Raw genomic sequence first — 25,961 nt, forward strand, 5'->3', positions numbered from 1 at the left:
CAGCTTTCGATGAACCTGTCCGTGTTCCGCGGCGACTATCCGACGGCCGGCGCCGCGAAGCTCGCGATCGTCGATAGTCACTCGTTCTGGGTGTATCGCTACTTCGAGGAAACCAAGCTGCCGCACGTGCGCGTCGGCGATCAGGCCGAAGTGCGGCTGATGAGCGGCGGCATGCTGAAAGGCCACGTGGAGAGCATCTCGCGCAGCATCTACGACCGCGACAATCCGCAAAGCCACGAACTGCTCGCGGACGTGAATCCGACCTTCAACTGGGTGCGCCTCGCGCAGCGCGTGCCGGTGCGCGTGCGGATCGACTCGGTGCCGCCCGACGTGATGCTGGCGGCGGGCACGACCTGCACGGTGGTGGTGCGGCCGGGGACGGGCTCCGGCTCCTCGGCGGCCAACGCGAGCTGACGCCCGCGCCGCCTTTTTATAGCCTGAACTGCCCCACCATCGCCTTCAGCCCGCGCGCCTGATCGTCGAGCGAGCGGGCCGCGGCGGTGGCCTCCTCCACCAGCGCGGCGTTCTGCTGCGTGCCCGAGTCCATCTGCGTGACCGCGAGACTGATCGCCTCGATACCGGCGCTCTGCTCGGACGACGCCGCCGAAATCTCGCCCATGATGTCGGTCACGCGCTTCACGGCCTTGACGACTTCGTCCATCGTCTGACCGGCGTCAGCGGCGAGCGTCGAGCCGTTGCCGACGCGCTCGACCGAAGTCTGGATCAAGCCCTTGATCTCCTTCGCGGCCGCCGCGCTGCGCTGCGCGAGATTGCGCACTTCCGCCGCGACGACCGAAAAGCCGCGCCCTTCCTCGCCCGCGCGCGCCGCCTCGACGGCCGCGTTCAGCGCGAGGATGTTGGTCTGAAACGCGATCCCCTCGATCACGCCGATGATGTCGCCGATGCTGCGCGCGCTGTCGTTGATGTCGTTCATCGTCGCGACCACGCGGCTCACGACCGCGCCGCCCTGCTCGGCGATCGCCGACGCGTTGTTCGCGAGCGTGCTCGCCTGCTTTGCGTTGTCGGCGTTCTGACGCACCGTCGAGGTCAGTTGCTCCATGCTGCTCGCGGTGCGCTCGAGCGCAAGCGCCTGCTGCTCGGTACGCTGCGACAGATCGAGGTTGCCCATCGAAATCTGCGCGGACGCGGTCGCGATCGCATCGGCGCTCGACGCGATGTCGGCAACCGTCGTCGCGAGTCCGCTTTGCATGTCGGACAGCGCGAACAGCATGCTCGCACGGTCCTTGCCGCCGAGCGCGATGCGATTCGACAGATCGCCCGCGGCGATGCGGCGCGCGATCTCCTTCGCGTACGCGGGCTCGCCGCCGAGCTGCGCGGTGAGGCGCCGCACGACCCACGCGGCGATGCCGATCGCGAGCACGATCAGTGCGAACGTCATCACCGCGATCATCACGAACGACGAGTGATAGATGAAACCGGACGCGTCGATCGTCGCCTTCGCGGCGGTGCCGCGCTGCGCGACGAGTTCGTCGACGAGCTTTTCGAGCTTGCCGGTTTCGACGAGCAGCGACACGTCCTGCGTGCCGACCTGCCAGTTCATCTGCGACAGATCGAGCGGCTGCGCTTTCACGAGCGTGACGAAGTCGCGCAGGTGACCGCTCCATGCCGCGACCGCCGCGGTGAACGCCTTCTGCGCGCCGACCGCCTTCGCGTCCGACTTATCGACGTACTGCTGGAGCGTGCCCAGCTGCTCGTTGAGACCCGCGAGGCCGCGCTCGATGTCGGCCCCGAGTTCGTCGCGCTCCTTCGCGGTGGTCGCGGTCAGCAGCATCTTTTGCGCGCGGCTCGCGCGCAGCATGTGGCCGCGCGCTTCCTCGGCGGCGCGGCTCGCGACGTGGCCCTGGTCGTAGATCGATTGCGCGGACGCGTTCAGCCGGCCGATCTGCAGCAGCGAAAACACGCCGATCAGCAGCGTGCCGGCGAGCAGAATCGCAAACGCGATCCGCAGCGTCGCCTTGACCGACAGGCCGTTGAACTTCGTTGCCGCTGCGCTGCGTGCCACTGCTTTCATCATCCCCGTCCCCACATGTCGACGCGCCGGACAGTCGGTTCCGGCATCATCACTTATCTCTCCGGGTCTACGGCAGCCCGCCCCGCGATCTTGAATTTCGCTTGTGCAGGCCGGGGCGGGTCGTGCGCCGCTTGCCGTTCCCGGTTCCATGTTCGACGCGCCGCTTCGTGAGCCGCGCAATCGCGAGCGCTTTATACCGTGGCCAAAAACTCGCCAAAAAAAAGTTTCTTCAGGCAAAGAGCTGACGATTCGTCCTTTCACCGCCGAACGAAAAGTCATCCGCCCCCTGTCCGATTCGCGACAAAACTTGTCCTTACAATTCGCTCCGGCCACATTAAACTTCGGCTAAATATTCAAAACGCCGGTTGCCGCGACGAAACGCCGCAGTGCTTCGCGGAACGCGCCTACGAGGCGTGCTGCCCGCACCGGTTTTCGGTGCCGATGTTTCATTCCACCGTTTTCCCGATCTTTTTTCTAGCGTATGGAAACGAGCCTCGATAAAAGCGCCCTTGCCGGCGCATCCGCCACGGGGGCGAGCGCGTCCCCGGCCGCCGCTGCGCCGGCGGCCGCCAAGGTCCAGCGCACGGTGTATTCCGTGCTCGGTGCGATCAGCTTTTCGCACCTGCTCAACGACATGATCCAGTCGCTGATCCTCGCCATCTACCCGATGTTCAAGGACAACTTCTCGTTGTCGTTCGGGCAGATCGGTCTGATCACGCTGACCTACCAGATCACCGCGTCGCTGCTGCAGCCGCTCGTCGGCAGCTATACCGACAAACATCCGAAGCCGTACTCGCTGCCGGTCGGCATGGGCTTCACGCTGACCGGGCTGCTGCTGATGTCGGTCGCGCCGAACTTCGGCGTGCTGCTGGTCGCCGCGGCGCTGGTCGGCTGCGGGTCGTCGGTGTTCCATCCGGAGTCGTCGCGAGTCGCGCGGATGGCCTCGGGTGGCCGTCACGGTCTCGCGCAGTCGTTGTTCCAGGTCGGCGGCAATGCGGGTTCGTCGCTCGGGCCGCTGCTCGCCGCGCTGATCGTGATTCCGCACGGGCAACGCAGCATCGCGTGGTTCTCGGCGGCGGCGCTCGTCGCGATCGTCGTGCTCACGCAGATCGGCCGCTGGTACAAGCGTCATCCGTCGGTCAGGAAGGCGCGCGGCCAGGGCGCGCATGTGACGCTGCCGCGTAACAAGATCATCCTGGCGATGAGCGTGCTGGTGTTGCTGGTGTTCTCCAAGTACTTCTATCTCGCCAGCATCAATAGCTATTTCACGTTCTATCTGATCGACAGGTTCCATCTGTCGGTGCAGGCCGCGCAGATCCATCTGTTCGTGTTCCTCGCGGCGGTCGCGGCGGGTACGGTGATCGGCGGGCCGATCGGCGACAAGATCGGGCGCAAGTACGTGATCTGGGTGTCGATTCTTGGCGTCGCGCCTTTTACGCTGCTGTTGCCGTATGCGAATCTGTTCTGGACTAGTGTGCTGACGGTTGTTATTGGGGTGGTGCTCGCCTCGGCGTTCTCGGCGATTCTTGTTTATGCGCAGGAGTTGATTCCTGGGAAGGTTGGGATGGTGGCTGGGTTGTTCTTTGGATTTGCCTTTGGGCTTGGGGGGGTGGGCGCCGCCGTGCTTGGGGAACTCGCTGATGCTACCAGTCTTGCGTTTGTTTATAAGGTTTGTTCGTTTTTGCCGTTGATTGGGGTGCTGACTGTTTTGTTGCCGGATGTTGAGGGGAAGCGGGTTAAAGGGTGAGCGCGTGCCGCGGGGTTGGGGCTTTTTCCTTATTGTGCGGTGTTGGCCTTTCCTTGCTGGCTTGTCGGTTTATTAGCGTTGCCCCCTGTGCGGGGCGGGGCTTTTTTTGTTGTTCTGGCTTTGTTGGCCTTTCCTTGCTGACTTATCGGTCTATTAGCGTTGCCCCTGTGCGGGGCGGCACCTACTTTCTTTGCTGCTGCAAAGAAAGTAGGCAAAGAAGACAGCTCAAACCGCGAACTCTTAAGCGGGTCCCTCGGTCTGCATCAGGTAGTGGTGCATCTGGAATCCGTGCTCCCGCACATTCGGCGCCAGTGACAAGGCAGTCATTCTTCCGGCGGCGCTACGCGCGCCGAAACCCCGTTCAAAACCCACTGGTGGTTTCGGCGCACCGCCGAGGCGCAGCCGACGGCCCCCGCTGCGCGGGCAAAACCATTGGTTTCCCTGGCAGACCCGTCCGCGACGCACGTAGTGCGGAGTGGGAGGGATGACGGCTTTGTCACGAACGGCGGAATGTGCGGGGGCACGGATTCCAGATGCACCACTACCCCTTCCAAGCCAGGGGACCCGCTTAAGAGTTGGCGGTTTTAGCTGTCTTCTTTGCCTACTTTCTTTGCAGCAGCAAAGAAAGTAGGTGCCGCCCCGCACAGGGGCAACGCCAATAGACCGATAAGTCAGCAAGGAAAGGCCAACACCGCAAAGAGCACCACCCTCGCCTTAGCCCCGCATCCGCCTCCACAGCAAAAAACCCACCGCAATGACGATAACCGCAACACCGTCGACAACAGCCAGCACCGGCAAAGGATCGCTCCACTTGTCCATGTTCGTCGTGCGCGAATAATAGGGCTCGCCGCTTCCATACGCTTCGTCCAGGTTAATCACGTTAAACGCAGCAACCGCAACGACAAGGGCAAGCAGAACTACGCCAGCGAGAAAACGGGCGATGCTGGACTTGCGCATGTCAGTACCTGACCGTTAATGGAATGTAGCAATCTGGCGACGGCGTAGCCCCCTCCTTCAGGTCGCGCAGGCTGGAACGCCCGCTCTACCACGCTCATAAGCGTATCGATTGAACATGCAAGCCTCACCATCCTGGGGGAAAACAACCTGTCACGTTGATCGCCTCTACCTTACCTGGCGGAGCAGAAACAACAAATGGGCGACGGATGAAAATGACGAACAACGACTTTCTTCTGTTGCCCTTCGCCCTTACGGCGAACCCGCTTGCCCCCCCTCCCGCCCGTGGCTATGCTTGTGCGCATAACCAGCGCCGCACCGGGCGCGCAATTTGCGATTCCGTTTCATCCAACCCCGTCCACTCCCGCCGCACGAGGATCGCCGCCGATGACCCGCTACCGCGATTTCCACCGCCGCTCGATCGACCACCCCGAAGCCTTCTGGCGCGAAGAAGCCCGGCGCATTCACTGGCACACGCCATTCGGCACCGTGCTCGACCGCTCGAAGCCGCCGTTCGCGCGCTGGTTCGTCGGCGGTCGCACGAACCTCTGCCATAACGCGGTCGACCGGCATCTGGCCGAACGCGCGCAGCAGAACGCGCTCGTCTACGTATCGACCGAAACCGGCATCGAGCGGCACTACACGTATGCCGATCTGTACGCCGAAATCAACCGGATGGCCGCCGTCATGCGCTCGCTCGGCGTGAAGCGCGGCGACGTCGTGCTGATCTATCTGCCGATGATCCCCGAGGCGCTGTTCGCGATGCTCGCCTGCGCGCGGCTCGGCGCGATCCACTCGGTCGTGTTCGGCGGCTTCGCGGCGCCGAACCTCGCCACGCGTATCGACGACGCGAAGCCCGTGCTGATCGTCACGGCCGACGCCGGCGCGCGCGGCGGCAAGGTGGTCGACTACACGCCGCTCGTCGACGAAGCGCTCGCGCGCGCCATGCACAAGACACCGCATGTGCTGCTGATCGACCGGCAACTCGCGCCCGCGCGACTGAACGCGCCCTACCTCGTCGCCTACGAGCCGCTGCGCGAACAGTTCTTCGACGCCCACGTCCCGTGCGAGTGGCTCGAATCGAACGAGCCGTCGTACGTGCTGTACACGTCGGGCACGACCGGCAAACCGAAGGGCGTGCAGCGCGATGTCGGCGGCTATGCGGTCGCGCTCGCGGCATCGATGGAATACATCTTCGAGGGCAAGCCCGGCGACACCATGTTCACAGCGTCCGACGTCGGCTGGGTGGTCGGCCACAGCTACATCGTGTACGCGCCGCTGATCGCGGGGCTGACCACCGTGATGTACGAAGGCACGCCGATTCGCCCGGACGGCGGCATCTGGTGGCGGCTCGTCGAACAGCACAAGATCAACCTGATGTTCACCGCGCCGACCGCGATACGCGTGCTGAAGAAGCAGGACCCGGCGCTGATGAAGGCAGCCGATCTGTCGAGCCTGCGCACGCTGTTTCTCGCCGGCGAACCACTCGACGGACCGACCGCCGAATGGATCTCCAACGCGTTGAACAAGCCGGTGATCGACAACTACTGGCAGACCGAAACCGGCTGGCCGATGCTCGCGATTCCGCGCGGCATCGAGGCACTGCCGGCCAAGCTCGGTTCGCCGGGCGTGCCCTCGATCGGCTATAGCCTGACCGTGCGCGACGAGCTGACCGGCGAGCCCTGCGCGCCCGGCGAGAAAGGCGTGCTGACGCTCGACTATCCGCTGCCGCCGGGCTGCATGTCGACGGTATGGGGCGACGACAAGCGCTTCGTCGGCACCTACTGGTCGAGCGTGCCGAACCAGCAGGTGTATTCGACGTTCGACTGGGGCGTGCAGGACGAGGACGGCTACGTGACGATCCTCGGCCGCACCGACGACGTCATCAACGTCGCGGGCCATCGCCTCGGCACGCGCGAGATCGAGGAGGCGCTGTCGAGCCATGCGGCTGTCGCGGAAGTCGCGGTGGTCGGTGTGACCGATCCGGTCAAGGGTCAGGCAGCGATGGCCTTCGTCGTGCTGCGCAGCGCGCAGGGAGAAGGCGACCCGAGCGAGCGCGCGCGGCTCGAAGCCGAGCTGGCGATGACGGTCGACCGCCATCTCGGCTCGATTGCGCGGCCCGCGCGCGTGGTGATGGTATCGATGCTGCCGAAGACGCGCTCCGGCAAGCTATTGCGCCGCGCTATCGCGGCGCTCGCCGAAGGGCGCGAGCCGGGCGATTTGCCGACGATCGAAGATCCGGCCGCGCTGCAGCAGGTGCGCGACGCGCTCGGCGACGGCAGGAAGAAATAAGCGGGCCGATCAGCGGACGAACAGGCGGACGAACAAGCGGGCGCTCAGCCCGCGGTGTCTCGCGTGCCGAGAAAGCGCGCGAGAATCGCGTTCGAATATGTGCCCGCGATCCCGGTCAGGAACGACATGAACGATCCGGGCGCGTGGTCGTCGGCGGTATCGGAGATCGTGCGCACGACCGCGCACGGCACGCCGTACTCGTAGCAGACCTGCGCGATCGCCGCGCCTTCCATCTCGACCGCGAGCGCGTCGGGCAGCGCGTCGCGCAACGCCGCGACGGCCGCCGCGCTCGCGACGAACTGATCGCCGCTGACGATCAAGCCGCGATGCACGCGCGGCGCGCGCGTGCCGAAGCGCGCCGCGCAGGCCGCGCCTTCCTCGGCGACGAACTGCTCGCATGCGGCCATCAGACGGTCGGCGAGCGCCGCATCGGTGGTGAAGCGCGACATGCCGAGCAGCGGCACCTCGAAGCGCGGAAAAAGCGGCGACGCGTCGACATCGTGCTGCATCAGCGCGCTCGCAACGACGATATCGCCGACATGCACGTCGCCGCCGACACCGCCCGCGACACCGGTGAACACGATCGCCTCGACATTGAACGCGTGGATCAGCGCACTGACCGTCGCGGCCGCCGCGACCTTGCCGACGCGCGCGAGCGTGACGACGCACGGCGTGCCGTGCACGGTGCCGACGTGGTAGTCACGCTGGCCGTGCGTGACCGTGCGCACGCCGGACTCGGCGCGCATCGCTTCGATCAGGTCGCCGAGTTCCTGCGGTAACGCGGCCAGAACGCCGAGCGGCCGCCGCGCATCGTGGCTGAGATTCAAGGGCGTGCTCATTCGACCGCCTGCAATTTAGCCACCGCCAGCGCCAGCCACTTTTCGCCGTGCCGCTTGAAGCGGACCTGCGCTTTCGCGTCGGTGCCGTTGCCTTCGAGTGCGGTGATCGTGCCTTCGCCGAACTTGGTATGAAACACCTGCTGGCCGACGCGGAAGCCCGTGTCGGCCGCGCGCTGCTCGTTCGCGAACGCGGGCGCCGGCGCGGAGCTCACCGCCGCCGTCGACGCCGAACCGCCGCCGTACCCCGGCCGCGCGAACCAGTCGCGCCCGTAGCCGGCGTTGTCCGAGCGGCCGCCCCAGCGCGAGCCCGCCTCGACCTTCGGCGTCAGCCACTTCAGCGTTTCGTGCGGCAATTCGTCGAAGAAACGCGAGCGGATGTTGTAGCGGGTCTGGCCGTGCAGCATCCGGCTCTGCGCGAAAGACAGGTACAGCCGCTCCTTCGCGCGCGTGATCGCGACGTACATCAGACGCCGCTCCTCTTCGAGGCCGTCGGCCTCCATCGCGCTGTTCTCGTGCGGGAACAGCCCCTCTTCGAGGCCGGTGATGAACACCGCGGTGAATTCGAGCCCCTTTGCCGCGTGCACCGTCATCAGCTGCACCGCTTCCTGGCCGGCCTGCGCCTGGTTGTCGCCCGCTTCGAGCGATGCGTGCGACAGAAAGCCCGCGAGCGGCGTCATCGTGTCGGGGTTTTGCGCCGGATCGGCGATGCCCGGTGCGTCGAGGACCACCGTGGTCGGATCGTCGGTCGCGACCGCGAGTTCGGGCGCGGCGCTGGCTCCTGGGCGCAGCGGAATCGAGCGCGCGGGCGTATCGAGCCCGTAGCCTTCCTCGCTGACGAACGCGGCGGCCGCGTTGACGAGTTCCTGCAGGTTCTCGAGCCGCTCCTGGCCTTCGCGCTCGTTCTGATAGAAGTCGGCGAGACCGCTCGCGCGGACCACGTACTCGACGGTCTCCGGCAGGCTCATCTGCTGCGTGTCGGCGCGCATCTTGCCGACGAGGTTCGCGAACGCGGCGAGGCTCGAGCCGGCCTTGCCGGCGACGTAGGGAATCGCCGCGGCCATCGAGCAGTTGTACAGACGCGCCGCGTCGGCGAGCTGTTCGATCGAACGCGCGCCGATGCCGCGAGTCGGGAAATTGACGACGCGGCCGAACGCGGTGTCGTCGTTCGGGTTGTCGATCAGGCGCAGGTATGCGAGCGCGTGCTTGACTTCCTGACGTTCGAAAAAGCGCAGGCCGCCATACACGCGATACGCGATGCCCGCGTTGACGAGCGTGTGCTCGATCGTGCGCGACTGCGCGTTGCTGCGGTAGAGCACCGCGATTTCGCTGCGCGACAGGCCGGTGTTGATCAGCGCGCGAATCTCTTCGACGATCCAGCCGGCCTCCTGCGAATCGGTCGCCGATTCGTAGACGCGCACCGGTTCGCCGTGACCCGCGTCGGTACGCAGATTCTTGCCGAGGCGTCGCGAGTTGTTCGCGATCAGCTGGTTGGCGGCATCGAGAATATGGCCGTGCGAACGATAGTTCTGCTCGAGCTTGATCAGATTGCGCACGTTGAACTCGTGCTCGAAGTCGCGCATGTTGCCGACGTTCGCGCCGCGGAACGCGTAGATCGACTGGTCGTCGTCGCCGACCGCGAAGATTGCGTTGTGCTGGCCCGCGAGCAGCTTCAGCCACGCGTATTGCAGCTTGTTGGTGTCCTGAAACTCGTCGACGAGGATGTGCCTGAAGCGCGCCTGGTAATGCGCGCGCAGCGGCGGATTGTGCGCGAGCAGTTCGTAGCAGCGCAGCAGCAGCTCGGGGAAGTCGACGACGCCTTCGCGCTGGCATTGCTGATCGTAGGCTTCGTAGAGTTCGACGAACTTGCGGTTGAAGTTGTCGGTGGCGTCGACGTCTTTGGGGCGCAGGCCCTGCTCTTTCGCGTTGTTGATGAAGTACTGGAGATTTTTCGCGGGGTACTTTTCGTCGTCGATGTTGAGGCCCTTCATCAGGCGCTTGATCGCCGACAGCTGGTCCGCGGTATCGAGAATCTGGAACGTGGCGGGCAGCCCGGCGTCGCGGTGATGCGCGCGCAGCATACGGTTGCACAGGCCGTGGAACGTGCCGATCCACATGCCGCGCGTGTCGATCGGCAATAGCGCCGAGAGGCGCGCCATCATTTCGCGGGCGGCTTTGTTCGTGAAGGTCACCGCGAGGACGGTCGCGGGGGACGCGAGGCCTTGCTGAATAAGCCACGCGATGCGGGTGATCAGGACGCGGGTTTTGCCGCTGCCGGCGCCCGCCAGGATCAGGGCGGGCTCATTCGGGAGCGTTACGGCGGCGTGTTGTTCGGGGTTTAGATTCGAGAGGAGGTCGGGCATTTTTTTGCTTAGGCGCAGTTCGGGGGACATTATATGCCCCGGCGGGGGCGGCGCTTTTTTTGGTTTTTTTGTTCTTCTGGATAGGGGTTGGGGTTTTTTCGTTGTTCTCGCTTTGTTGGCCTTTCCTTGTTGTCTTGTCGGTCTATTAGCGTTGCCCCTGTGCGGGGCGGCACCTACTTTCTTTGCTGCTGCAAAGAAAGTAGGCAAAGAAGACAGCTAAAACCGCCAACTCTTAAGCGGGTCCCTCGGTCCGCGTGAGGTAGTGGTGCATCTGGAATCCGTGCTGCCGCACATTCCGCGCTAGTGACAAGGCAGTCATTCTTCCGGCGGCGCTACGCGCGCCGAATCCCCGCTCAAAAACCACTGGTGGTTTCGGCGCATCGCCGAGGCGCAGCCGACGGCCCCCGCTGCGCGGGCAAAACCATTGGTTTCCCAGGCAGACCCGTCCGCGACGCACGTAGTGCGGAGTGGGAGGGATGACGGCTTTGTCACGAACGGGGAATGTGCGGGGGCCCGGATTCCAGATGCACCACTACCCCTTCCAAGCCAGGGCACCCGCTTAAGAGTTTGCGGTTTGAGCTGTCTTCTTTGCCTACTTTCTTTGCAGCAGCAAAGAAAGTAGGTGCCGCCCCGCACAGGGGCAACGCTAATAGACCGATAAGTCAGCAAGGAAAGGCCAACAAAGCCAGAACAACGAAAAAAGCCCCGCCCCGCACAGGGGCAACGCTAATAAACCGATAAGTCAGCAAGGAAAGGCCAACAAAGCCAGAACAACGAAAAAAGCATAACCCCTGTCCACACCGGCCGCCGGCCGGCAAAAAACCTCGTCCAGCTATAATCAACCCTTCCCCGCCTCCAAAATCCTGCCTTTAACAGAAACATGAGCGACACCCCGAGCGACCCGACCTCGACGCTTGCAAAAAGCTTCGAACCCCACACCATCGAAGCCCACTGGGGCCCTGAATGGGAAAAGCGCACCTACGCCGCGCCCTCCTTCGACGCGAACCGCAAGGATTTCTCGATCCAACTGCCGCCGCCGAACGTCACGGGCACGCTGCACATGGGCCACGCGTTCAACCAGACCATCATGGACGGCCTGACCCGCTATCACCGCATGCTCGGCGAGAACACGCTGTGGGTGCCGGGCACCGACCATGCGGGCATCGCCACGCAGATCGTCGTCGAACGCCAGCTCGACGCGCAGGGCGTGTCGCGCCACGACCTCGGCCGCGAGAAGTTCGTCGAGCGCGTGTGGGAGTGGAAGCAGCAATCCGGCTCCACGATCACGAATCAGGTGCGTCGTCTCGGTGCATCGATCGACTGGTCGCGCGAATACTTCACGATGGACGACAAGACGTCGGCCACCGTGCGCGACGTGTTCGTGCGTCTGTATGAACAGGGCCTGATCTATCGCGGCAAGCGCCTCGTGAACTGGGACCCGGTGCTGCTCACCGCCGTATCCGACCTCGAAGTGGTCAGCGAAGAAGAAAACGGCCACCTGTGGCACATCCACTATCCGTTGACCGACGGCTCGGGCCATCTGACCGTCGCCACCACCCGTCCGGAAACCATGCTCGGCGACACCGCCGTGATGGTGCACCCGGAAGACGAGCGCTACGCCCACCTGATCGGCAAGACCATCACGCTGCCGCTGTCGAACCGCGAAGTGCCGATCATCGCCGACGATTACGTCGACCGCGAATTCGGCACAGGCGTCGTCAAGGTCACGCCCGCGCATGATTTCAACGATTATCAGGTCGGCCTGCGCCACCAGCTGCCGCAAATCGAAATCCTCACGCTCGACGCGAAGATCAACGACAACGCGCCCGAAAAATACCGCGGCCTCGACCGTTTCGAAGCCCGCAAGCTGGTGGTCGCCGATCTCGAGGCGCTCGGTGCGCTCGAATCGGTCAAGCCGCACAAGCTGATGGTGCCGCGCGGCGACCGCACCGGCGTCGTGATCGAGCCGATGCTGACCGACCAGTGGTTCGTCGCGATGAGCAAGCCGGCGCCCGAAGGCACGTTCAATCCGGGCAAGTCGATCACCGAAACCGCGCTCGACGTCGTGCGCAACGGCCAGATCAAATTCGTGCCGGAAAACTGGACCACCACGTACTACCAGTGGCTCGAAAACATCCAGGACTGGTGCATCTCGCGTCAGCTGTGGTGGGGTCATCAGATTCCGGCGTGGTACGGCGAGAACGGCGAAGTGTTCGTCGCCAAGACCGAAGAGGACGCGCGCGCGAAGGCCGTCGCGGCCGGCTACACCGGCGCATTGAAGCGCGACGAAGACGTGCTCGACACGTGGTTCTCGTCCGCTCTGGTGCCGTTCTCGTCGCTCGGCTGGCCGAACGAAACCGAAGAGCTGAAGCACTTCATGCCGTCGTCGGTGCTCGTCACCGGCTTCGACATCATCTTCTTCTGGGTCGCGCGCATGGTCATGATGACCACGCACTTCACGGGCAAGGTGCCGTTCGAAACGGTCTATATGCACGGTCTCGTGCGCGACGCCGAAGGCCAGAAGATGTCGAAGAGCAAGGGCAACACGCTCGACCCGATCGACATCGTCGATGGCATCGACCTCGACGCGCTCGTCGCGAAGCGCACCACCGGCTTGATGAATCCGAAGCTGGCCGCGTCGATCGAGAAGAAGACCCGCAAGGAGTTTCCGGACGGCATTGCGGCGTTCGGCACCGACGCGCTGCGCTTCACGATGGCGTCGATGGCCACGCTCGGCCGCAACGTCAATTTCGACCTCGCGCGCTGCGAAGGCTATCGCAACTTCTGCAACAAGCTGTGGAACGCCACGCGCTTCGTGCTGATGAACTGCGAAGGCCACGACTGCGGTTTCGGCCAGCCGGCGCAATGTGGCGAATGCGGGCCAGAAGGCAATCTGCATTTCTCGCAGGCCGACCGCTGGATCGTGTCGCAACTGCAGCGCGTGGAAGCGGAAGTCGTCAAGGGTTTTTCCGACTATCGTTTTGACAATGTGGCCAACGCCATATACAAGTTCGTATGGGACGAATATTGTGACTGGTACGTCGAACTCGCCAAAGTGCAGATCCAGACGGGGCAGCCGAACCAGCAGCGTGCCACGCGGCGGACGCTTTTGCGTGTGCTCGAAACGGTGCTGCGCCTCGCGCATCCGGTGATCCCGTTCATCACCGAAGCGCTGTGGCAGAAAGTGGCGCCGCTCGCGGGACGCTACCCGGAAGGCAAGGCCGAGGGCGAGGCGTCCATCATGGTGCAGCAGTATCCCGTCGCGGAGCCGTCGAAGCTCGATGAAGACGCCGAGCGGTGGGCGACCGACCTCAAAGCGGTGATCGATGCATGCCGTAATCTGCGCGGTGAAATGAACCTGTCGCCGGCGGTGAAGGTGCCGTTGCTCGCCACCGGCAATGCGGAGCGTCTTCGTACTTTCGCGCCTTACGCTCAGGCACTTGCGCGTCTGTCCGAGGTGCAGATCATCGCCGACGAGGCCGCGCTCGACGCCCAGGCGGATGGCGCGCCGATTGCTATCGTAGGAACGGACAAGCTCGTGTTGAAGGTCGAAATCGACGCAGCGGTCGAACGCGAACGCCTGTCGAAAGAGATCACGCGGTTGAGCGCCGAAATCGTCAAGTGCAACGGTAAGCTACAGAATCAGGCCTTCGTTGCGAAGGCGCCGGCGGCGGTCGTGGAACAGGAGCAGAAGCGGCTGGCCGATTTCGAAGCCACCGTGGGCAAGCTGAAAGCCCAACTGGCCCGCTTGCCGGCCTGACCGACGCGCCCGCCCCCTCAACGACGGGCAAGGATTTAAACCAGAGGACTCAGGGTATTCACATGCTAAAAGTTACGAAGGCGGTCTTTCCGGTAGCCGGTCTTGGCACCCGCTTCCTCCCCGCCACGAAGGCTAGCCCGAAGGAGATGCTGCCGATCGTCGACAAGCCGCTGATTCAGTACGCGGTCGAAGAGGCGATGGCGGCCGGCATCACCGAAATGATCTTCGTCACGGGCCGCAGCAAGCGCGCGATCGAAGACCATTTCGACAAGTCCTATGAGATCGAGGCCGAACTCGAGGCGCGCGGCAAGGACAAGCTGCTCGAACTCGTGCGCAGCATCAAGCCGAGCCACGTCGACTGCTTCTACGTGCGCCAGGCCGAGGCGCTGGGCCTCGGCCACGCCGTGCTGTGCGCCGAGAAGCTGGTCGGCGACAACCCTTTCGCCGTGATTCTCGCGGACGACCTGTTGTACGGCACGCCGCCCGTGATGACGCAGATGATCGAGGTGTTCGATCACTATCACAGCTCGGTGATCGGCGTCGAAGAGATCCCGCCGCAAGATACGAAATCGTACGGCATCGTCGACGGCAAGGAATGGGAAGACTCGATCATCAAGATGTCGGGCATCGTCGAAAAGCCGGAGCCGGGCGTGGCGCCGTCGAACCTCGGCGTGGTGGGCCGTTATGTGCTGAAGCCGCGCATCTTCGATCACCTGCGCTCCATCAAGCCGGGCGCGGGCGGTGAATTGCAACTGACGGACGCGATCCAGTCGCTGCTCGCCGACGAACAGGTGCTCGCGTACAAGTATCACGGCACACGTTTCGACTGCGGCAGCAAGCTGGGCTACCTGAAGGCGACCGTCGAGTTCGCCCTGCGTCACCCGGAAGTAGCCGCCGATTTCGAAGAATATCTGCGTACCCGCTCACCGGTTCTCGAAGGCTGACGTCGAAAGTCCGGCTGAAACGAAGAAGGCGCTGTACCCCGAATAATGGGGACAGCGCCTTCTTTTTTACATCGGACCGACAGTTTTACCGAATGCAGCTCATCGACGCCGCATCAGAAACGTAAATACTTTGTCATGCACCGAGCTTTCGACCCGATCTCGTTGCCGGTCTGCTTCGCGAACGCGGCGAAATCGCGCTGCGAGCCGGGATCGGTGGCGAGCACCTTGAGAATCTGGCCGCTTTCCATGTCGGCGAGTGCCTTTTTGGCGCGCAGGATGGGCAGCGGGCACATGAGCCCGCGCGCATCGACTTCCTTGTGAATCTGAATTTGCATCGACGATGACCTTCGGGACGGGGCGTCGCTGACGACGCCGGACAGAGGGTCAAATTCTACAGCAGGCGGAGCAGCGGCGCCGGGCATCGCCACGACGCTCATTTCCACGCGCGAGCCGTGCCGCGCGCCGTTACAGCGTCACCGCCTCGCCGCTTTGCAGCGACTCGCGCAGCGCCACGCCGATACGCGTCGCTTCGAGCGCATCGGCGAGCGTCGCGCCACGCTGTGCCGCATCGCCCTTCCCCGGACCTTTTTGCACCGCTGCGACGAACGCGCGTGCCTCGTGCAGAAACGCGTCCTCGAACCGGTCGAAAAAGTTCGGCGTGCACTCGTTGCGAATGCCGGTCGCGTCGTAGATCTCGACGCGGTTCGCGCGCGGATTGCGGCCGATCGTCAGCGCGCCCGCCGTGCCGATCACTTCGCTGTGCGTATCGTTGCCGTGCGCCTGGGTGCGCGACGCGTAGAACGTCGCGAGCTTGCCGCCCTCGAATTCGCAGATCGCGACACCGTTGTCGACGTCGCCGAATTCGCGCAGACCCTCGTGCAGCGCGACCGTGCCCGCCGCGAACACGCGCGTCGCGCGCGGCTTGCCGAGCAGCCAGCGGGCGACGTCGATGTCGTGCACCGTGCAGTCGAGAAAGATGCCGCCCGAGGTCGCCGCGAAGCGCACGAAGAAACCGTCGTCGTCGTTTTTATCGGTGGTTTGCGAGCGCACGAGGAACGGCCGGCCGATCTGGCCGGCGGCGATTTTATCGAACGCGTCGCGGTAGCTCGGATCGAAGCGGCGCATGAAGCCGATCGTCGCCTGCAGGTGCGGATAGCGCGCCGCTTCGGCCAGCACGCGCTCGCATTCGGCGACATCGAGCGACAGCGGCTTTTCGCAGAACACATGCTTGCCGGCGCGCAATGCGTCGACGATCTGCTGGGCGTGCAGCGACGACGGCGTGACGAGCAATACCGCGTCGACGTGCGGATCAACGAGCAGGTCCGCGTAATCGGCGTAGAGACGCGGTTCGTGCAGCGACCCATGCATCGCATCACGCGCCCATGCCAGTTCATCTTCGAGCGGACTGCACGCGGCCGTGAGCGTCGCGCCCGGCACGCGATACGCGAGATTCTCCGCATGCCGCTTGCCAAGCCGCCCAAGGCCGACCACGCCGATCCGCAAGCGCTCCGTGGCGGGCTTCATCACGCTGCCTCGCCGAGTTTGATCGCACGGCCCTCGCGCCACGACCGCGTCGCGGCTTCCGCGAGTTCGAGCGCTTTCAGGCCATCCGCAACGGTCGTGCGCACCGGCTTGCCATGCGTGACCGCGTCGAAGAAATGCGCGATTTCGAGCGCGTATGCCGCGCGATAGCGTTCGAGAAAAAACGCCTCGGGCACGTCGGTCGATACTTCCGTCTTCGAGTACGCGGTGACTTCGGTGGGCCGAACGTTGCCTGCTTGCAGCATGCCGGTGCTGCCGAGCACTTCGAAGCGCTGGTCGTAGCCGTATGCAGCGCGCCGCGCGGTGTTGATCTGGCACAGCCGCCCGCGCTTCGTGCGGATCGTCACCGCGGTCGAATCGATGTCGCCCGCGTCGGCGATCGCGGGGTCGGTGAGGCAACTGCCGGTGGCGTGCAGCGTGTCGGCTTCGTCGTCGAGAATCCAGCGACAGATGTCGAAGTCGTGAATCAGCATGTCCTTGAAGATGCCGCCCGAGTGCCGGATGTACTCGACCGGCGGCGCGCCCGGATCGCGGCTCGTGACGACGAGCATTTCCGGCGTGCCGATCTCGCCCGCGTCGAGACGCGCTTTCAACGCGGAAAACGTCGGATCGAAGCGCCGCTGAAAACCGATCATGCACACGACACCGGCGCGCTCCACCGCTTCTGCGCACATCCGCGCGCGCTCCAACGAGAGATCGACCGGCTTCTCGCAGAACACGTGCTTGTTCTGCGCGGCCGATTTGACGATCAGGTCCGCATGCGTGTCGGTGCTCGAACAGATCACCGTCGCGCCGATCGATGCATCGCCGATCGCGCCGTCGCTATCCGCAACCTGCGCGCCATGCTGCGCGGCGAGCGCGGCGGCCGCCTCGCGATTCACGTCGACCACGTATTTGAGCCGCACGCCGGGCTGCCGCGCGAGATTCGCCGCATGGATCTTGCCGATGCGCCCCGCGCCGAATACGGCGACGTCGATCGTGTTTACCGCGTCAGTCATCGTAGCCTCCAGTGTCGTTGGATTCTTCAACGTTCAGTTCGAGCTTGTACGCGAGCGCGATGAAGAGCGCCTGGCACAGGCAGATCGTGCTGGTCAGCGAGCGGAACGCGAACGCGCTGCCCTCTTTCACGTACAGCTGCGTGCTGGCGTAGCGTGCGAGCGGCGATAGTTGGCTATCCGTAATGACGAGCGTCTTCGCCTGAAGATGATGCGCGACGCGCAGACAGTACTGCGTCTCCTTGCCGTACGGCGCGAAGCTGATCGCAATCACCACGTCGCCCTTCCTGACACTGCGGATCTGCTCGCGATACATGCCGCCGAAGCCAGACACCAGATGCACGCGCTTGTGCGTGTGCTGCAACGCATAGACGATGTAGCTCGCGACCGGAAACGAGCGCCGCACCCCGATCACGTAGATGTTGTCGGCCTGCTGCAGCATCTTCACGGCGGCATCGAACTGCTTGTCGTCGAGGCCCGCTTCGAGTTCTTCGAGGCCGCCGCGCGACGCGGCGATGAACTCGCGCGCGACCGCGCCGCCCGACAAGGTGCCGGGCTTCTCGTCGATCAGCTTGCGGATGCGCTGCTGATAGCTCGACGACGACACGCCCTGCCCCGTATACGCCTGACGAAACACCGCCTGCAGATCCGAAAACCCGGAAAAGCCGAAGCGCTGCGCAAAGCGCACGACCGCCGACGGATGCACGCCGCAGCTCGCGGCGATATCGCTCGTGCGATCCATCATCACGCTCGCGCGATGCTGCTCGATGTACGTCGCGACGCTTTTCAACTGCCGCGGCAGCGACTCGTAGGTATCCGCGATGCGCTGCATCAATTCGTCGACGCTCGGCACCGCTTCTTCGGTGATCTGTTCCGCCATGACAGCCTCTCGGGGTTTCCTGCAATGCGGCAGACGCGCCCGCGGCCCGCCGCAACGTGCATCCGACGTTGCCGAGTATAGGCGGCCGCCCCGTCAAATGGAACGTATTTTCCATTTTTATTTGTCATGAAATTTTCTTTGCAAGGCTTCGGAAGATGACCTACTCTTGGTCGTGAGCGATGGCGCTTCGGCCTCGTTGTGTGGGTCATCGGAATGGAAAGCCGCCCGCCAGTCGCTCCCTCAATAACGAACGACAGACCGAGAAAGGTGGAGACAATGAGACTTTGCAGAGGCAGGGCAACGCTCAGGATTCTGGTGACGGCGTTGACGTTGGCGACGGGATTCGGCGCGACCTCGGCAGCCCGCGCGGCGGACGCGCACTTCGTGCTGATCAGCCACGCGCCGGATTCGGACTCATGGTGGAACACGATCAAGAACGCGATCAAGCAGGCCGACGAGGACTTCAACGTTCAGACCGACTACCGCAACCCGCCGAACGGCGACATCGCCGACATGGCGCGTCTCATCGAACAGGCGGCCGCGCGCAACTACGACGGCGTGATCGTGTCGATCGCCGACTTCGACGTGCTGAAGAGCTCGATCGCGAAGGTCACCGAGAAGCACATTCCGCTCGTCACGATCAATTCGGGCACCGAGGAGCAAAGCGCGAAGCTCGGCGCGATCATGCACGTCGGCCAGCCCGAGTTCGCGGCCGGCAAAGCCGCCGGAGAAAAGGCCAAGGCCGCCGGCATCAAGTCGTTCCTGTGTGTGAACCACTACGCGACGAACCCGGCTTCGTTCGAACGCTGCCGCGGTTTCGCCGAAGCGATCGGCGCCAACTTCAAAACCTCGACGCTCGACACGGGCCAGGACCCGACCGGCGTGCAGTCGAAGGTCAGCGCGTTCCTGCGCAATCATCCGGATACCCAGGCGGTGCTGACGCTCGGTCCGCTGTCGGCCGATCCGACGCTGAAGGCGCTGCAGCAGATGGGCCTCGCCGGCAAGATCTGGTTCGCGACGTTCGACTTCGACAGCGACATCGCGAAGGGCATCCAGGACGGCACGATCCAGTTCGCGATCGACCAGCAACCGTACTTGCAGGGCTATATCCCGGTTGCCGTGCTCGCGATCGTGAAGAAGGACCACACCACCGATCCGGCCAAAATCCGCGAGATCCTGCAGGCGAATCCGAAGTTCAAGGAGCGTCTTGCCACTTATGGGCTCACGCCGTCCTACGGGCCGCGCAATATCGGCTCGGGCCCGGGCTTCATCACGAAGGCCAACGTCGACAAGGTGCTGAAGTACGCGGGTCAGTACCGCTGAACGCACGGCAACGCATCGCATCGCATCGCGCGCCTAAGCCGCCGCGCCGGCGGCAAGGTTAAAAGGCAGTGACCGGCGGGACGCATGGCGTCTTGCCGGCGCCCGCCCGCTCAGCGGATTCGCAAACGCCCACGGCATTGCGCCGACCCGCCGGTCGCGGGCGTATCAAGGAGAGCTTCAATGGGTGTCGCCGACCTGTTTCATCCCCATCACCGCAAGCAACCGCCGCCTGATCCGCAGGACCCGGCGAAGTCTGCTGCGACGACCGCCTCGCAATCCGCTGCCGTCGACGAACGCGTGCGCGAGGAATCCTGGTTCCGCCATCTGCTCGGCCGACCGGAATTCGCGGCGCTGGCCGGCACCGTGATGGTGTTCATCGTGTTCGGCGTGGCGGCCGGCAACTCGGGGATGTTCAACCTCGACGGCGTGATGAACTGGTCGCAGGTCGCCGCCTATCTCGGTCTGATCTCGGTCGGCGCGTGCCTGCTGATGATCGCCGGCGAGTTCGATCTGTCGATCGGTTCGATGATCGGCTTTGCCGGCATGATGGTCGCGCTGCCGACCATGTACTTCCACTGGCCGATCTGGCTCGCGATCGTGTTCGCGTTCGTCGGCTCGATGCTGCTCGGCGCGCTCAACGGCTATCTGGTGATACGCACGCGCCTGCCGTCGTTCATCGTCACGCTCGCGTTCCTGTTCATACTGCGCGGTCTCACGCTCGCGCTATCGGTGATGTTCGCCGATCGCACCATCATCTCCGGCGTCGGCGACGTCGCGCGTCAGGACTGGTTCGCGCACACGCTCTTCCAGGGCGTCGCGTTCAAAGGTCTGTTCGTGTGGCTCGGCCACCTCGGCCTCGTGAAGCTGCTCGACAACGGCACGCCGCTCGTGCCGGGCATTCCGAAGGTGCTGCTGTGGTGGCTCGTGCTCGCCGTGGTCTGTGCGTTCACGCTCGCCAAGACGCGCTTCGGCAACTGGATTTTCGCGGTCGGCGGCGATGCCAACGCGGCCAAGAACGTCGGCGTGCCGGTGCGTCGCGTGAAGATTTCGCTGTTCGTGCTGACCGCGTTCTGCTCGGCCCTGTATGCGGTACTTCAGGTGTGCGACATCGGTTCGGCCGCGGCCGACCGCGGTTTGCAGGCGGAGTTCGAAGCGATCATCGCTGCGGTGATCGGCGGCACGCTGCTGACAGGCGGCTACGGCTCGGTGATCGGCGCATGCTTCGGTGCGCTGATCTTCGGCGTCGTGCAGATCGGCATCACGTACACCAACGTCGATTCCGACTGGTTCCGCGTGTTCCTCGGCGTGATGCTGCTGTTCGCCGTGCTGTTCAACCACTACGTGCGCGGCCGCGTCGCGGCATCGCGCTAGACGGAGGTTCCTGATGAGCACCCCCGAACAAAACACCGACGACATCATTTTGTCGCTGGAAAACGTCAGCCGTTATTTCGGCAACATCATTGCGCTGAACGACATCACGCTGCGCCTCATACGCGGCGAAGTGCATTGCCTGCTCGGCGACAACGGCGCCGGCAAGTCGACGCTGATCAAGACGCTCGCGGGCGTGTATCAGCCGAGCAAAGGCACCTACCGGGTGGACGGCAAACCGGTGCATTTCACGTCGCCGAAAGACGCGCTCGATCTCGGTATCGCAACCGTCTACCAGGATCTCGCGCTGGTGCCGCTGCTATCGGTCGCGCGCAATTTTTTCATGGGCCGCGAGCCGCAGAAAAAGCTGTTCGGCCTTCTGAACGTGATGGACCTCGAAACCTGCGCAACCACCGCGCGCGACAAGCTCGCCGAAATGGGCATCAACGTGCGCGACCCGCATCAGCCGATCGGCACGATGTCGGGCGGCGAGCGTCAATGTCTGGCGATTGCGCGTGCGATCCACTTCGGCGCGCGCGTGCTGATTCTCGACGAACCGACCGCCGCGCTCGGCGTCAAGCAGAGCTTCAACGTGCTGAAGCTGATCCACAAGGCGCGCGCCAAAGGCATCTCGGTGATCTTCATCACGCACAACGTCCACCACGCGTATCCGATCGGCGATTCGTTCACGCTGCTCAATCGCGGCCGCTCGCTCGGCACGTTCACCAAACAGACGATCAGCAAGAACGAAGTGCTCGACATGATGGCCGGCGGCGCCGAGATGCAGAAGATGATCGGCGAACTCGAAGGCGCGACGATCTGACCGATTCGCGCGGCACGTCCAGCCTCGGCGCGTTTCGCCCGGCTGGCCGACGCGCACCTACCGCGCACTGTTACTCAGGACTATTCATGGCTCACTCCAGCACCTCCAGCGGTAACGCAGCGGACAGCCGGTTCGCGCCGGGGCGCGCCCGCGACATCGTGTGCCTCGGCCGGCTGGCCGTCGATCTGTACGCGCAGCAGGTCGGCGCACGGCTCGAAGACGTGTCGAGCTTCGCGAAGTATCTCGGCGGCTCGTCGGCGAACATCGCGTTCGGCTGCGCCCGGCTCGGGCTTGCCGCAGCCATGCTGGCGCGCGTCGGCAACGATCACATGGGGCGCTTCCTGACGGAGACGCTCACGAAGGAAGGCTGCGACGTGAGTCGCGTGCGCATCGATCACGATCGGCTGACCGCGCTCGTGCTGCTCGGCCTGAAGGACCGTGACACCTTTCCGCTGATCTTCTACCGCGAGAACTGCGCCGACATGGCGGTCGACGAGGCCGACTTCGACGAGGCGTTCATCGCGTCGTCGAAAGCGCTGCTGATCACCGGCACGCATTTCTCGACCGAGCAGGTCAATCGCACGAGCCGTCGCGCGCTCGACTACGCGCGCCGCAACGACGTGCGCACCGTGCTCGACATCGACTACCGCCCGGTGCTGTGGGGACTTACGGGCAGGGCCGACGGCGAGACGCGTTTCGTGGCGAGCGAAGGCGTCAGCGCGCATTTGCAGCGGATTCTGCCGCTGTTCGATCTGGTGATCGGCACCGAGGAAGAGTTTCGCATCGCCGGCGGCAAGGCCGACCTCGCCGACGCGCTCGCGATGGTGCGCGCGGTGACGCCGGCCACGCTCGTGCTGAAACGCGGGCCGCTCGGCTGTCAGATCATCGACGGCGAGGTGCCTGCATCGCTCGACGATGCGCCGGTTCATGGCGGCGTCGAAGTCGAAGTGCTGAACGTGCTCGGCGCGGGCGACGCGTTCGCTTCCGGCTTCCTGTCCGGCTGGCTGCGCGATCAGCCGCTCGACGCCTGCGCGCGCGCCGCGAATGCGAGCGGCGCGCTGGTCGTGTCTCGGCACGGCTGCGCTCCGGCGATGCCGACACCGGCCGAACTCGACTACTTCCTGCGCGAAGCGCAGGCCGATCCGCAACGCATGCGCCGCCCCGATCGCGATGCGAAGCTCGCAAGACTGCATCGCGTGTCGCCGGCGCGCAAAGCGTGGCACGAGGTGCTCGGCTTCGCTTTCGATCATCGCAACCCGTTCTTCGAACTCGCGCAGCAGACCGGTGCCGACGAAGCGCGCATTGCCCGGTTGAAGGGCCTGTTCGTCGAAGCGGTCGCGCAAACCGAACGTGCATTGAACTTGCAGGGACGCATCGGCGTACTGATCGACGACCGCTATGGTCAGGACGCGCTGAATGCCGCGACCGGTCGCGGCTGGTGGATCGGCCGCCCGGTCGAACTGCCCGGCTCCGTGCCGCTCGTGTTCGATCATGGTCGTTCGATCGGCACCACGTTGATCGCGTGGCCGCAGGAACACGTCGTGAAATGCCTCGTGCAGTTTCATCCCGACGAGCCGATCGAGCAGCGGCTCGAACAGGAGGCGCAACTGCGCACGCTGTATGACGCGACCCAGGCAAGCGGCCACGAACTGCTGCTGGAAGTGATTCCTCCGAAGCATGCGTCGCTGCCGCAGGGACCGGATATCGTGTATCGCGCGTTAAAGCGCATCTACAACCTCGGCATCTACCCCGAGTGGTGGAAGCTCGAACCGATGGACGCCGCGCAATGGCAGGCCATCGACGCGCTGATCGCCGGGCGCGATCCGTATTGCCGTGGCGTCGTGCTGCTCGGTTTATCGGCGGCGGTCGAGCAATTGAGCGAGGGCTTTCGCGCGGCCGCGCAAGCGGCGACGTGCCGCGGCTTCACGGTCGGCCGCACGATCTTTCACGAACCGAGTCATGCGTGGCTCGCCGGTGAAATTGGCGACGACGAACTGATCGCGCGCGTGCGCCTCACGTTCGAAACGCTGATCGCCGCATGGCGCGGTGCGCGCGGCGAACCGGCGGCGCATGGCACACCTCATCACGCTCATCAGGAGCAGGCCGCATGAACGAGCGCATCATGCATGACGACACCCCATCCGCCAGCGGCGCGACGCAAGCGCAAGCGCCTGCGCGCAGCGGCGGCACGATTCGCCTGACGATGGCGCAGGCGCTCGTGCGCTATCTGGCCGCGCAACGCGTCGCCAGCGAAGACGGCACCAACGTCGAACCGCTGTTCGGCGGCGTGTTCGCGATTTTCGGTCACGGCAACGTCGCGGGCATCGGCGAGGCGCTGTATCAGCATCGCGACGCGCTGCCGACCTTGCGCGCGCACAACGAGCAGGCGATGGCGCACAGTGCGATCGCCTACGCGAAGGCGCACTTTCGCCGCCGCATGATGGCCGTGACGACGTCGATCGGCCCAGGTGCCACCAATCTGTTGACCGCGGCCGCGCTCGCGCACGTGAACCGTTTGCCGGTGCTGCTGTTGCCCGGCGACATCTTCGTGTCGCGCGCGCCCGATCCGGTCTTGCAGCAGGTCGAGGATTTCAACGATGGCGGCGTGTCCGCGAATGACGCATTCAAGCCGCTGTCGCGCTACTTCGACCGCATCGTGCATCCTGCGCAATTGCTGAGCGCGCTGCCGCGCGCGATCCGCGTGCTCACCGATGCCGCGTTGTGCGGCCCCGTCACGCTGGCGCTGCCGCAGGACGTGCAGGCGCAGGCGTGGGACTTCCCGGAGGACTTTTTCACGCCGCGTGTCGTGCGCTTTCACGCACCCGCGCCGCGTAGCGACGATATCGACGCCGCGTGCGCGCGCTTGCGGCACGCGAAGCGTCCGTTGATCGTCGCGGGCGGCGGCGTGCTGTACAGCCGCGCGGCCGATGCGCTGCACCGCTTCGCGAGCGCGCATGGCGTGCCGGTCGCGGAAACGCAGGCCGGCAAAAGCTCGCTCGCGTGGAACGATCCGCTGAATGCCGGCGCGCTCGGGGTGACCGGCTCAGCGGCTGCCAACGCGCTTGCGCATGACGCCGACTGCGTGCTCGCGCTCGGCACGCGGCTGCAGGACTTCACGACCGGCTCGAACACGCTGTTCACGCAAGCCGACGTGATCGCGATCAACGCGAACGGATTCGACGCGCTCAAGCATCGCGGCTTCGTCGTCGAAGCCGATGTGAAACTCGCGCTCGATGCGCTAACGGGGCCGCTGCAAGGCTGGCACGCCGAGCGCAGCTGGACCGCGCGCGCACACAAGCTCGCGGCGAGCTGGCGCGACACCGTGCAAACGCTCACCCATGCGCCGCAACGCGACGCGGTACTGCCCTATGAGGGCGACGTGATCGGCGCGGTGCAGCGTTCGAGCGCGCACTCGCCGAGCGACGACATCGTCGTCTGCGCGGCCGGCACGCTGCCCGCCGATCTGCACAAGCTATGGCGCGCGGGCCGGCCCGGCGCGTATCACGTCGAATACGGCTATTCGTGCATGGGCTACGAGATCGCGGGCGGCCTCGGCGTCAAGCTCGCGCGGCCCGAGCGCGAGGTGATCGTGATTCTCGGCGACGGCAGCTATCTGATGATGAACAGCGAGATCGCGAGCTCGGTGATGCTCGGCGCGAAGCTGATCGTCGTCGTGCTCGACAATCGCGGCTTCGGCTGCATCAATCGACTGCAACAGGCTTGCGGTGGCGCACCGTTCAACAATCTGCTCGACGATTGCGTGCACGCACCGGAAGGCGCGCCGCGCATCGACTTCGCCGCGCACGCGCGCGCGCTCGGCGCGCAAGCCGAGCATGCGCGCAATCTCGCCGAGCTCGAAGCGGCACTGCAACGCGCGCGCGCCGCGCGAGGCACATACGTGATCAGCATCGACACCGACCCGGCTCGCACCACCGAAGACGGTGGCTGGTGGTGGGAAGTCGCGGTGCCCGAAGTGTCGACGCGCACCGAGGTACGCGACGCCCGCGCGAAGTACGACGCGCAGCTCGCCGCGCGCGCGGCGCCGCCCGCGACGCCTGCGCCGTCACAGGGTGCCGATCGTGACTGAGAACCATGAGGACTC

16 protein-coding genes and 2 pseudogenes are annotated in these 25,961 nt (G+C 64.7%); 10 read left to right on the forward strand and 8 right to left on the reverse strand.

The window, feature by feature from the left end:
- Nucleotides 1-12 precede the first annotated feature (12 nt).
- Nucleotides 13-414: pseudogene (locus OKW40_RS10425) on the forward strand (efflux transporter periplasmic adaptor subunit); the annotation flags it as partial.
- A gap of 16 nt (nucleotides 415-430) precedes the next feature.
- Here OKW40_RS10425 and OKW40_RS10430 read toward each other — a convergent pair.
- On the reverse strand, nucleotides 431-2,032 hold the full coding sequence (locus tag OKW40_RS10430; RefSeq protein WP_429489615.1) for a methyl-accepting chemotaxis protein: 1,602 nt from the start codon (nucleotides 2,030-2,032) through the stop codon (nucleotides 431-433).
- Nucleotides 2,033-2,513: 481 nt separating this feature from the next.
- Between OKW40_RS10430 and OKW40_RS10435 the strand changes: the two genes are divergently transcribed.
- Nucleotides 2,514-3,779 (forward strand): MFS transporter, encoded by a 1,266-nt coding sequence (locus OKW40_RS10435; RefSeq protein ID WP_429489617.1) that lies wholly within the window; start codon nucleotides 2,514-2,516, stop codon nucleotides 3,777-3,779.
- 714 nt (nucleotides 3,780-4,493) lie between these two features.
- Here the strand turns inward: OKW40_RS10435 and OKW40_RS10440 are convergent.
- Nucleotides 4,494-4,736, reverse strand: coding sequence for a hypothetical protein (locus OKW40_RS10440; protein ID WP_184063607.1), 243 nt, complete (start codon nucleotides 4,734-4,736; stop codon nucleotides 4,494-4,496).
- Nucleotides 4,737-5,120: 384 nt separating this feature from the next.
- Between OKW40_RS10440 and OKW40_RS10445 the strand changes: the two genes are divergently transcribed.
- Nucleotides 5,121-7,025, forward strand: a complete 1,905-nt coding sequence (locus OKW40_RS10445; protein WP_429489618.1) for a propionate--CoA ligase — start codon at nucleotides 5,121-5,123, stop codon at nucleotides 7,023-7,025.
- 44 nt (nucleotides 7,026-7,069) lie between these two features.
- Here the strand turns inward: OKW40_RS10445 and OKW40_RS10450 are convergent, their stop codons facing one another.
- Both OKW40_RS10450 and OKW40_RS10455 read right to left on the reverse strand, forming a co-directional pair.
- A complete protein-coding gene (locus OKW40_RS10450; protein WP_429489619.1) occupies nucleotides 7,070-7,864 on the reverse strand; it encodes a 5'-methylthioadenosine/adenosylhomocysteine nucleosidase in 795 nt (264 codons plus the stop codon).
- Nucleotides 7,861-10,224: a UvrD-helicase domain-containing protein gene (locus tag OKW40_RS10455; RefSeq protein WP_429489621.1), complete on the reverse strand. Its 2,364-nt coding sequence runs from the start codon at nucleotides 10,222-10,224 to the stop codon at nucleotides 7,861-7,863. Before OKW40_RS10455 ends, OKW40_RS10450 begins: the two co-directional genes overlap by 4 nt.
- Before the next feature lie 880 nt (nucleotides 10,225-11,104).
- Between OKW40_RS10455 and OKW40_RS10460 the strand changes: the two genes are divergently transcribed.
- Both OKW40_RS10460 and galU read left to right on the forward strand, forming a co-directional pair.
- A complete protein-coding gene (locus OKW40_RS10460) occupies nucleotides 11,105-13,984 on the forward strand; it encodes a valine--tRNA ligase (protein WP_429489623.1) in 2,880 nt (959 codons plus the stop codon).
- Between the two features lie 62 nt (nucleotides 13,985-14,046).
- The gene (gene galU / locus OKW40_RS10465; RefSeq protein ID WP_090801031.1) at nucleotides 14,047-14,928 is read left to right on the forward strand and encodes a UTP--glucose-1-phosphate uridylyltransferase GalU; all 882 of its coding nucleotides are present in this window, start codon (nucleotides 14,047-14,049) and stop codon (nucleotides 14,926-14,928) included.
- 99 nt (nucleotides 14,929-15,027) lie between these two features.
- Here the strand turns inward: galU and OKW40_RS10470 are convergent.
- The 4 genes and pseudogenes from OKW40_RS10470 to OKW40_RS10485 form a co-directional block, all read right to left on the reverse strand.
- A pseudogene (locus OKW40_RS10470) lies at nucleotides 15,028-15,257 on the reverse strand (sulfurtransferase TusA family protein).
- 136 nt (nucleotides 15,258-15,393) lie between these two features.
- Nucleotides 15,394-16,452 carry a Gfo/Idh/MocA family oxidoreductase gene (locus OKW40_RS10475; protein WP_429489624.1) on the reverse strand — a complete coding sequence of 353 codons (1,059 nt, stop codon included), beginning with the start codon at nucleotides 16,450-16,452 and terminating at the stop codon, nucleotides 15,394-15,396.
- On the reverse strand, nucleotides 16,452-17,468 hold the full coding sequence (gene iolG / locus OKW40_RS10480; protein ID WP_184061481.1) for an inositol 2-dehydrogenase: 1,017 nt from the start codon (nucleotides 17,466-17,468) through the stop codon (nucleotides 16,452-16,454). The genes OKW40_RS10475 and iolG overlap by 1 nt, the downstream gene beginning before the upstream one ends.
- Nucleotides 17,461-18,345: a MurR/RpiR family transcriptional regulator gene (locus tag OKW40_RS10485; protein WP_184061480.1), complete on the reverse strand. Its 885-nt coding sequence runs from the start codon at nucleotides 18,343-18,345 to the stop codon at nucleotides 17,461-17,463. The genes iolG and OKW40_RS10485 overlap by 8 nt, the downstream gene beginning before the upstream one ends.
- 276 nt (nucleotides 18,346-18,621) lie before the next feature.
- Here OKW40_RS10485 and OKW40_RS10490 point away from each other — a divergent pair, with 276 nt between their 5' ends.
- From OKW40_RS10490 to iolD, 5 genes are all read left to right on the forward strand, one after another.
- The gene (locus OKW40_RS10490) at nucleotides 18,622-19,668 is read left to right on the forward strand and encodes a sugar ABC transporter substrate-binding protein (protein ID WP_429405008.1); all 1,047 of its coding nucleotides are present in this window, start codon (nucleotides 18,622-18,624) and stop codon (nucleotides 19,666-19,668) included.
- Between the two features lie 180 nt (nucleotides 19,669-19,848).
- Complete coding sequence (locus tag OKW40_RS10495; protein ID WP_184061478.1) at nucleotides 19,849-21,039, forward strand: ABC transporter permease; 1,191 nt, start codon at nucleotides 19,849-19,851, stop codon at nucleotides 21,037-21,039.
- 13 nt (nucleotides 21,040-21,052) lie between these two features.
- Nucleotides 21,053-21,859, forward strand: coding sequence for an ATP-binding cassette domain-containing protein (locus OKW40_RS10500; RefSeq protein WP_090801043.1), 807 nt, complete (start codon nucleotides 21,053-21,055; stop codon nucleotides 21,857-21,859).
- Nucleotides 21,860-21,945: 86 nt separating this feature from the next.
- On the forward strand, nucleotides 21,946-23,970 hold the full coding sequence (locus OKW40_RS10505) for a bifunctional 5-dehydro-2-deoxygluconokinase/5-dehydro-2-deoxyphosphogluconate aldolase (RefSeq protein WP_429489625.1): 2,025 nt from the start codon (nucleotides 21,946-21,948) through the stop codon (nucleotides 23,968-23,970).
- On the forward strand, nucleotides 23,967-25,946 hold the full coding sequence (iolD, locus tag OKW40_RS10510; protein WP_429489626.1) for a 3D-(3,5/4)-trihydroxycyclohexane-1,2-dione acylhydrolase (decyclizing): 1,980 nt from the start codon (nucleotides 23,967-23,969) through the stop codon (nucleotides 25,944-25,946). Before OKW40_RS10505 ends, iolD begins: the two co-directional genes overlap by 4 nt.
- Nucleotides 25,947-25,961 lie beyond the last annotated feature (15 nt).

The organism is Paraburkholderia sp. RAU6.4a (assembly GCF_050435625.1).
In the GTDB taxonomy this organism is placed as follows: domain Bacteria; phylum Pseudomonadota; class Gammaproteobacteria; order Burkholderiales; family Burkholderiaceae; genus Paraburkholderia; species Paraburkholderia tuberum.

Bases quoted from the DNA above. Each gene is read 5' to 3' on its own strand.
- OKW40_RS10500 (WP_090801043.1), top strand. From the start codon at position 21,053: ATGAGCACCCCCGAACAAAACACCGACGACATCATTTTGTCGCTGGAA.
- OKW40_RS10495 (WP_184061478.1), top strand. From the start codon at position 19,849: ATGGGTGTCGCCGACCTGTTTCATCCCCATCACCGCAAGCAACCGCCG.
- OKW40_RS10455 (WP_429489621.1), bottom strand. From the start codon at position 10,224: ATGCCCGACCTCCTCTCGAATCTAAACCCCGAACAACACGCCGCCGTA.
- OKW40_RS10485 (WP_184061480.1), bottom strand. From the start codon at position 18,345: ATGGCGGAACAGATCACCGAAGAAGCGGTGCCGAGCGTCGACGAATTG.
- iolD (WP_429489626.1), top strand. From the start codon at position 23,967: ATGAACGAGCGCATCATGCATGACGACACCCCATCCGCCAGCGGCGCG.
- galU (WP_090801031.1), top strand. From the start codon at position 14,047: ATGCTAAAAGTTACGAAGGCGGTCTTTCCGGTAGCCGGTCTTGGCACC.
- iolG (WP_184061481.1), bottom strand. From the start codon at position 17,468: ATGACTGACGCGGTAAACACGATCGACGTCGCCGTATTCGGCGCGGGG.
- OKW40_RS10440 (WP_184063607.1), bottom strand. From the start codon at position 4,736: ATGCGCAAGTCCAGCATCGCCCGTTTTCTCGCTGGCGTAGTTCTGCTT.
- OKW40_RS10490 (WP_429405008.1), top strand. From the start codon at position 18,622: ATGAGACTTTGCAGAGGCAGGGCAACGCTCAGGATTCTGGTGACGGCG.
- OKW40_RS10450 (WP_429489619.1), bottom strand. From the start codon at position 7,864: ATGAGCACGCCCTTGAATCTCAGCCACGATGCGCGGCGGCCGCTCGGC.
- OKW40_RS10505 (WP_429489625.1), top strand. From the start codon at position 21,946: ATGGCTCACTCCAGCACCTCCAGCGGTAACGCAGCGGACAGCCGGTTC.
- OKW40_RS10430 (WP_429489615.1), bottom strand. From the start codon at position 2,032: ATGAAAGCAGTGGCACGCAGCGCAGCGGCAACGAAGTTCAACGGCCTG.
- OKW40_RS10435 (WP_429489617.1), top strand. From the start codon at position 2,514: ATGGAAACGAGCCTCGATAAAAGCGCCCTTGCCGGCGCATCCGCCACG.
- OKW40_RS10460 (WP_429489623.1), top strand. From the start codon at position 11,105: ATGAGCGACACCCCGAGCGACCCGACCTCGACGCTTGCAAAAAGCTTC.
- OKW40_RS10445 (WP_429489618.1), top strand. From the start codon at position 5,121: ATGACCCGCTACCGCGATTTCCACCGCCGCTCGATCGACCACCCCGAA.
- OKW40_RS10475 (WP_429489624.1), bottom strand. From the start codon at position 16,452: ATGAAGCCCGCCACGGAGCGCTTGCGGATCGGCGTGGTCGGCCTTGGG.